This window comes from Paenarthrobacter sp. NPDC091669 (genome assembly GCF_044756725.1).
Classification (GTDB): domain Bacteria; phylum Actinomycetota; class Actinomycetes; order Actinomycetales; family Micrococcaceae; genus Arthrobacter; species Arthrobacter bambusae_C.
The window spans coordinates 260,319-267,384 of record NZ_JBIVTK010000008.1 but is presented as its reverse complement, the minus strand read 5'-3'; the positions used below and the strand labels follow the sequence as shown (position 1 = coordinate 267,384).

The 7,066-nt window shown below is 63.9% G+C and carries 5 protein-coding genes; 4 read left to right on the top strand and 1 reads right to left on the bottom strand.

The window, feature by feature from the left end; translation table 11 throughout:
* Positions 1-242: 242 nt before the first annotated feature.
* Complete coding sequence (locus ACIQLI_RS15525; protein ID WP_400390070.1) at positions 243-1,256, bottom strand: patatin-like phospholipase family protein; 1,014 nt, start codon at positions 1,254-1,256, stop codon at positions 243-245.
* Between the two features lie 202 nt (positions 1,257-1,458).
* Here ACIQLI_RS15525 and ACIQLI_RS15520 point away from each other — a divergent pair, with 202 nt between their 5' ends.
* From ACIQLI_RS15520 to ACIQLI_RS15505, 4 genes are all read left to right on the top strand, one after another.
* On the top strand, positions 1,459-2,022 hold the full coding sequence (locus tag ACIQLI_RS15520; protein WP_400390069.1) for a GNAT family N-acetyltransferase: 564 nt from the start codon (positions 1,459-1,461) through the stop codon (positions 2,020-2,022).
* Between the two features lie 247 nt (positions 2,023-2,269).
* Entirely contained in the window at positions 2,270-2,557 is a 288-nt protein-coding gene (locus ACIQLI_RS15515; RefSeq protein WP_011776355.1) for an HU family DNA-binding protein, read from the top strand.
* Between the two features lie 142 nt (positions 2,558-2,699).
* The gene (locus tag ACIQLI_RS15510; protein WP_400390067.1) at positions 2,700-5,036 is read left to right on the top strand and encodes a cytochrome c oxidase assembly protein; all 2,337 of its coding nucleotides are present in this window, start codon (positions 2,700-2,702) and stop codon (positions 5,034-5,036) included.
* Positions 5,036-7,009: an NHL domain-containing thioredoxin family protein gene (locus ACIQLI_RS15505; RefSeq protein WP_400390065.1), complete on the top strand. Its 1,974-nt coding sequence runs from the start codon at positions 5,036-5,038 to the stop codon at positions 7,007-7,009. Before ACIQLI_RS15510 ends, ACIQLI_RS15505 begins: the two co-directional genes overlap by 1 nt.
* Positions 7,010-7,066 lie beyond the last annotated feature (57 nt).

Below are 7,066 nucleotides of genomic sequence, written 5' to 3'. Positions count from 1 at the left end.
GGTGTGGGAGAGTAGGACACCGCCGGACAACCATTAAGGCAAGAGCCCCGACCACAGGTCGGGGCTCTTCCCCTTTAACCACCCAACACACACCAACACACATCAGCACCAGACCCACCCACCCGCCGGCCGGCCCGCCCTTATCGGCCTTCCCGCCCTTGGCAGCCGGGTGTCGAAAAGGGCGCGCCTGCCTCATGCGCCTGCCTCAGGTGTCCGAAGCTCCGGCAGCCGGGAAAATCCACTTAGCCCCAGAAATCGGCCAAATGTGCCGCCAACGCTTTGCCCTGGTGAAATCCTGCTCGCGCAGCAGGCGGACGCAAGGACAGATCCATCGCATTGACGCCGAACATGTGCTCGGAATCGCTGTTCGGAAAGACTCTCTCAACGTGGCTGCCGTTGGCTCGCAGCGCGTCCACCTGCCCAGTGAGGTGCATGCCCCACTCCAACGGAGTCCGCGTACGGCCGCCAAAAGGGGCCAACACCAGCACCCGTGCATACCCGGCTGCCAGGTCTGCGTTCTCGGCGTTGGTGCGGTATCCGCCGTCGATGTATTGGTTGCTGCCGATGCTGTAGGCAAAGCCGCTGGCGCAACTGGCGGCAACCGCGTCTACGAGATCCACTCCGCTGTGGCGGTCGAATGTCACCGGATCACCCGTCCGGGCGTCGACCGCGGTCAGGAGGATTCTCCGTTCCGGCCACTGCGCTTGGGGCAAACGGCTTGCGACCGTCGCCCGCCATCGTGCGCTGGAGCCTTCCATGGCTTCGGCCATCTCAATGGCTGCTGCCCCCAATCTCCGGCGCATATCCGTGATGTCCGTGGAAGCACTCATGATGTTCCCGGTTCGTTCCATGTGGTCCCTTACCGGTCTGGGGCCAGATCCAACATGGCCTGATGCAGCCCGGCCTGACCGAACGCTGTCCGCTGGTTCCTGCGTGGCCGCGGCAACGATGGCATTGAACAGCTCGGATGGTGTCGCGCCGGCCAGCTGGGCTGCGGCTGTGGACCCTGCCGAGGTCCCGATGGTCAGGTCGGCAGTGGTGACGTCCAGCCCGGCATCGAACAGGCCGGCAATGACTCCGATCAGCCATGCGTTGCCTGTTGAGCCGCCCCCACCGAGGACCAAGGCCCGTTCGGGCTTCGCCTGCCCTTTGAACGCCGGGGCGGGATCGGTTTGTGGCTGGGACTGGACGGATGCCGGTAACCCGGGCGCCGTCGTCGGGCTGGGGTTCATTGATGAAGAAGTTGATGTGTTCAAGGGAGTCGCCTTTCGCGAAGTGCGTGACGGACGCTCCCAGTGGCGACTGGCTCAGTCGCGGGATCGTGGACTGCAGGGAGCGCCCACTGTGGATACTGCGTTCATGGGTCTCACCTCCTGCCAAAAGTTCACGATCACCCGAAAACTATCACTCCGAAGAAACCCGCGCAATTGTCGAGGCAGGCGCCGGTAGAGTCTGGGGATGAATCTCACACGACAGCTGTCAGCCAGCTCAAGCGGAGAAGGCAGCGAACAGGTGAACCTGCGCCCTCTTGAACTTTCAGACGCCTCAGAACTGGCTGCTGCTTATCTGCGTAATCGAGAGCATTTGGAGCAATGGGAGCCCACCCGTGGAGATGACTTCTTTACCGTGGCCGGCCAGGAGGCTTCGATACGAGCCAAGCTGGGCCACTATGCCGGTGGCAGTGAAGTGCCATGGGTCATCACCGGCAGCCGCGGAATTCACGGGATGATCACCTTGACCGGCATCGTCCGTGGCCCTTTCCAGAACGCCAACCTGGGCTATTGGATTGATCGGGAATGTACGGGCAGGGGTTTGGCGTCGGGTGCGGTTGCCGCCGTCGTTGGTATGGCAACAGAGGAGCTCGGCCTCCATCGGGTCCAAGCCGCGACGCTGCTCCACAACGCAGCGTCCCAGGCCGTCCTCAGCCGGTGCGGGTTCGACCGGATCGGTGTGGCGCCCGCCTACCTGCACATCGCGGGGGAATGGCAGGACCACCTTTTGTTCCAGCGCGTGCTGTACTGACGGAGAACAACAGACGGCGCACAGGGGAGATCTGATAAGGCGCACGGGGGTGCGGCCAACGCCGTAGGGTACGCCAAGGGCGTAAAGGACCCCTAAAAACCCCGAAATTCCGGTGATTTTGGTCAAAAAGGCGCGGAAACACGCGGAATTTGCTGGCCATGTCAGCCCAAGCTGGTAAGTTTTCGAACAGTGGCTTGCTCGCATTCCGCTTGAAAGCTCAAAAACGTATGAGTCCAGGAGGACGTAAATGGCTAAGAACCGTAGTGAACTCGTTGCAGAGGTAGCAGGCAAGGCTGGCACCAGCCAGGCAGCAGTCAACTCCGTGCTCGATGCACTGTTCGAAGTTTTCGAGACTTCTGTCGCCGCCGGCGAAAAGATCACCATCCCGGGCTGGCTCGCAGTTGAGCGCACCGACCGTGCAGCTCGCACCGGCCGCAACCCGCAGACCGGCGAGACCATCCAGATCGCAGCCGGCCACAGCGTCAAGCTGACCGCTGGCTCCAAGCTGAAGGCTGCTGTCGCAAAGAAGAAGTAATTACTCTTCGGCGAACGCCTGGAAGGGACGGCAACCTGATGGTTGCCGTCCCTTCTGCTTTCTACATATCCACATAGCGCCCGTGATCCACATAGCACCGCCCCGATTCGCAGCCTTGCGACAGGTAGCGGACAATGGATGAGTGCCATCAGCAAGAAATTCCGCAACTGCCCCTTCGCCTGTTCCCACGCCGGGAGCGCGGGGAGGCACTACAGTCGCGGGGATTTCCCTGCCGTGGCAATTGGCCAGTCTGGCGGCGTTGTTCCTGACGCTCGCCGCGGCACTCATCTTCTCGGGCGCTTCCGCAGCACGGCAGGTCTCCGACCCCGGCGAGCTGGTCCGGTGGGGCCTTCCGTTTGCCAAAGCCATCCACAACGTCTCAGTGGCTACTGTGGTGGGCGGTTTGATCTTCGCCGTCGGCATCCTGCCCAAGAACCTCGGAGGGTCCCGTTCCCGGGAGAAGGACGTGGACGCTCCCGAACACCCCGCTTTTGCCCGGGCCCTCGCCGTAGCCGCAGCCGCGGGAGCGGCATGGACATTGTCCGCAGTGGCAGTCCTCGTCCTCACCTACGCAGACGTAGCGGGGCAAGGGCTCTCGGGCGACGCCGAGTTCACGCGTTCGCTGGTGTACTTCATGACGGACATCGAGACGGGCAAGGCCTGGCTCGCCGTCACCATCATCGCCGCAGTGGTCACTACCGCGCTGTTCGGGGTGAGATCCCTGACCGGGCTGGCGTTCACTCTCCTGCTGGCCTTGATCGGCCTCATTCCGACCGCCTTGATCGGACACTCGTCGAGTTCCAGCGACCACGAAGGCGCCATCAACTCGCTGGGACTCCACCTCGTAGGGGTCTCGACGTGGGTGGGCGGAATCATCATGCTTGCAGTCCTTTCCGGGATCCTCACGGGTTCCCGGAGCAAGGGAACGCCGGACATCACCGAACAAACCCTCCGGCGGTTCTCGGCCCTGGCCGGCTTCGCCTTCGTGCTGGTGTTCGCCTCCGGCGTCATCAATGCCGCCATCCGCGTGACCAACCCCGCGGACCTGTTCGGCTCCCCGTACGGTCAACTCATTGTGGCGAAATCCTTGGCAACGCTGGTGCTGGGTGGCATCGGGTTTATGCACCGGCAGTGGGTCATTCCCCAACTCGGCAAGAACGGATCCATGTCTGCCCGCCGCGTGCTGTGGCAACTGGTTCTGGTTGAGTTGCTGGTCATGGGCGCGACGTCGGGACTTGCCGTTGCGCTGGGACGCTCGGCTCCGCCGCAGCCCACCACCTACGCGCCCGATGCATCGCCGTCGTTCATCCTCTCCGGCTACGAGCTCCCACCGGAACTCACCCCGGAACGCTGGCTCACCGAATGGCGGTTCGACTGGCTGTGGGTGGGAGTAGCGCTGTTCGGTGCGGTCACCTACATCATGGGCATCATCAAGGTCCGCAAGCGCGGAGACAAATGGTCGTGGTTCCGGTCAGTGAACTGGCTGATCGGCCTCGTGGTGCTGACCTACATCACCTCCGGCCCGCCTGCTGTTTATGGCCGAGTGCTGTTCTCAGCGCACATGGTGGACCACATGGCCCTGACCATGGTTGCCCCGATCTTCCTGGTCCTGGGCGCACCCGTCACGCTTGCCCTGCGGGCACTGCCTTCCAGAGGTGAAGGGGCCCACGGCTCACGGGGACTTCGCGAATGGCTGCTGCTGTTTGTGCACTCCAGGTTCTCGCAGATCGTGACGCACCCGTTGTTCGCCGCGGCAAACTTCGCGGGCTCCATCGTCCTCTTCTACTACTCGGACCTATTCGGCCTGGCGATGCGCGAACACGTGGGCCACGAGCTCATGAACGTGCACTTCCTCCTGACCGGCTACATCTTTGTGCTGGGCATGATCGGCAGCGATCCGCTGCCGCGCCGTGCTCCCTACCCGATGCGCCTGCTCCTCCTGCTGGCCACCATGGGCTTCCACGCGTTCTTCGGCGTTGCCATCATGGGTGGCACTGGGCTGCTGGCGGCCGACTACTTTGGAAACCTGGGCCGGGCCTGGGGTCCTTCAGCCATCGGGGACCAGCAGTTGGGCGGAGCAGTTGCGTGGGGCATCGGCGAAGTTCCCACACTGCTGGTGGCGATCGGTGTGGCCGTGATGTGGTCACGCTCGGATGAACGGGAGACCCGCCGCGTTGATCGTGCCGCGGACAGGAATAACGACGCCGACCTGAGCGCTTACAACGATATGTTTGCCCGGCTCGCCGACCGCGATGCCAAAATGGCAGACCGCACAGCCCAGCCTTCCAGGACGGTCCAACCATCCCGAACGGCCCAGGCCGAACGCGGCGACGCCGATAGCAGCAATGCCGATAGCAGCAATGCCGATAGCAGCAATGCCGGACGCAACACTGCGGAAAACACCGCGGAACGCAGCAATGCCGAACGCCCAGACTCTGCAGTGCAGACTGAACCGAACACCAAGCTGGAAGGACGCTGATGAGCGAAACCGTACGCACCCAACTCCGGGTCCGGGCCTCCGAACTGGAGGGCCGCGGCTGGCTCAACACGGGCGGCAAATCCTTGGACTTGGAGTCCTTGCGCGGCAAAATCGTGCTGCTGGACTTCTGGACCTTCTGCTGCATCAACTGCCTGCACGTTCTTGACGAGCTGCGCCCCCTCGAAGAGAAGTACTCCGACGTCCTAGTGACGGTGGGCGTACATTCGCCCAAGTTCGAGCACGAAGCAGACCCCGTAGCGCTGGCATCGGCCGTTGAGCGCTACGAAATCCACCACCCGGTCCTGGACGACCCGGAACTCGCCACGTGGAAGGCCTACACGGCCCGCGCCTGGCCCACACTGGTGGTCGTCGACCCCGAGGGCTACATCGTGGCCCACCTTTCCGGTGAGGGCCACGCCGACGGCCTGGCTGTCTTGCTGGAAGAACTCGTCGCCGAGCATGAAGCCAAGGGAACCCTCCACCGCGGCGACGGCCCCTACGTGGCTCCCGTGCCGACGTCGGGCACTTTGCGTTTCCCGGGCAAAGCCACACAGTTGCCGAACGGCAACTACCTCGTAGTGGACTCCGGCCACCACCGCCTGGTGGAGCTCCGCCCGGACCTGGAAACCGTGGAGCGCGTCATCGGCTCCGGCACCAAGGGGTACCTGGACGGCCAAGCGGAGATCGCACAGTTCAACGAGCCCCAGGGCGTCGCGCTGCTCCCGTCGGAGCTCGCATGGAAACTGGGCTACGACGCCGTGGTGGCCGACACCGTCAACCACCGCCTCCGTGGAGTGACACTAAGCTCCGGCTACGTGCAGACCGTCGCCGGGAACGGTGTACAGCGGTTGCTCGACGCCGGACCCGCCCGGGTAACGGACACGGGCGCCGGTACGTGGTCTGAACATCACGACGCCGGCCCGGCTGACTTCGCGGCCGACGCCATCGACGTGGGGGCGCTGGGTCTGGGCACGGAGGTTTCCCTGTCCTCGCCGTGGGACGTGGTGTGGAGCGAGAAGCTGCAGCGCGTTGTCATCGCCATGGCCGGAACGCACCAGATCTTCGGCTTCGACCCCTTGGCCAACGAGGTTTCCATCCTGGCCGGGTCCGGTCTGGAAGGCCTGCTGGACGGGAAGGCTGAAGAAGCCTGGTTCGCCCAGTCCTCCGGCCTGGCGATCGACGCCGAGGGCAACATCTGGGTTGCGGACTCCGAAACGTCGTCCCTTCGCCGGCTGGTGCTCAACGAGTCCGGCGTCACCGTGGAAACCGCGGTTGGCGAAGGGTTGTTCGACTTCGGCTTCCGTGACGGCGACGCCGCTGATGCCCGGTTGCAGCACCCCTTGGGTGTCACCGTCCTGCCGGACGGTTCTGTAGCCATCGCAGATACCTACAACGGCGCCGTCCGCCGCTACGACCCCGCTACCAAGTCGGTGTCCACGTTGGCGAGGGGCCTCGCTGAGCCGAGTGACGTCGTGGTGGTCCAGGTGGAGGGCAGTGAGCCGCTGCTTGTAGTGGTGGAGTCCAACAAGCACCAACTGGTCCTGGTTCCGATCCCCAAGGAAGCCCAGCAGGTGGACGAGGGCGCCTCACAGACGCACCGTCCCAAGAGTCCGGTGACCCCCGGCCCGTTGGAACTGGCCGTCCGTTTCACGGCGCCCACCGGCCAGAAGCTGGACGACCGATGGGGCGATCCCACGCAGATGAAGATCTCTTCCACTCCGCCGGAACTGCTGGTCTCCGGGGGCGGAACATCTGTGGGTCTGCTGCGCACCCTGGAATTGTCCGCCGACGTTCCCGAAGGCATCCTTCACATCACCGCCCGTGCGGCTGCTTGCGACGGACCTGAAACTGAAGACGGCGAAATCCCGGACCACGCCGCCTGCCACCTCTACCAGCAGGATTGGGGCATTCCGGTAGTCCTGCAGGCCGACGGTGAGTCCGAGCTGGTGCTGGACCTGCGCGGTATGGACTAAACCTACTGACTGAAATGGCCCGGGCCTGACCCCTTAGGGGGGTGGCCCGGGCCATTT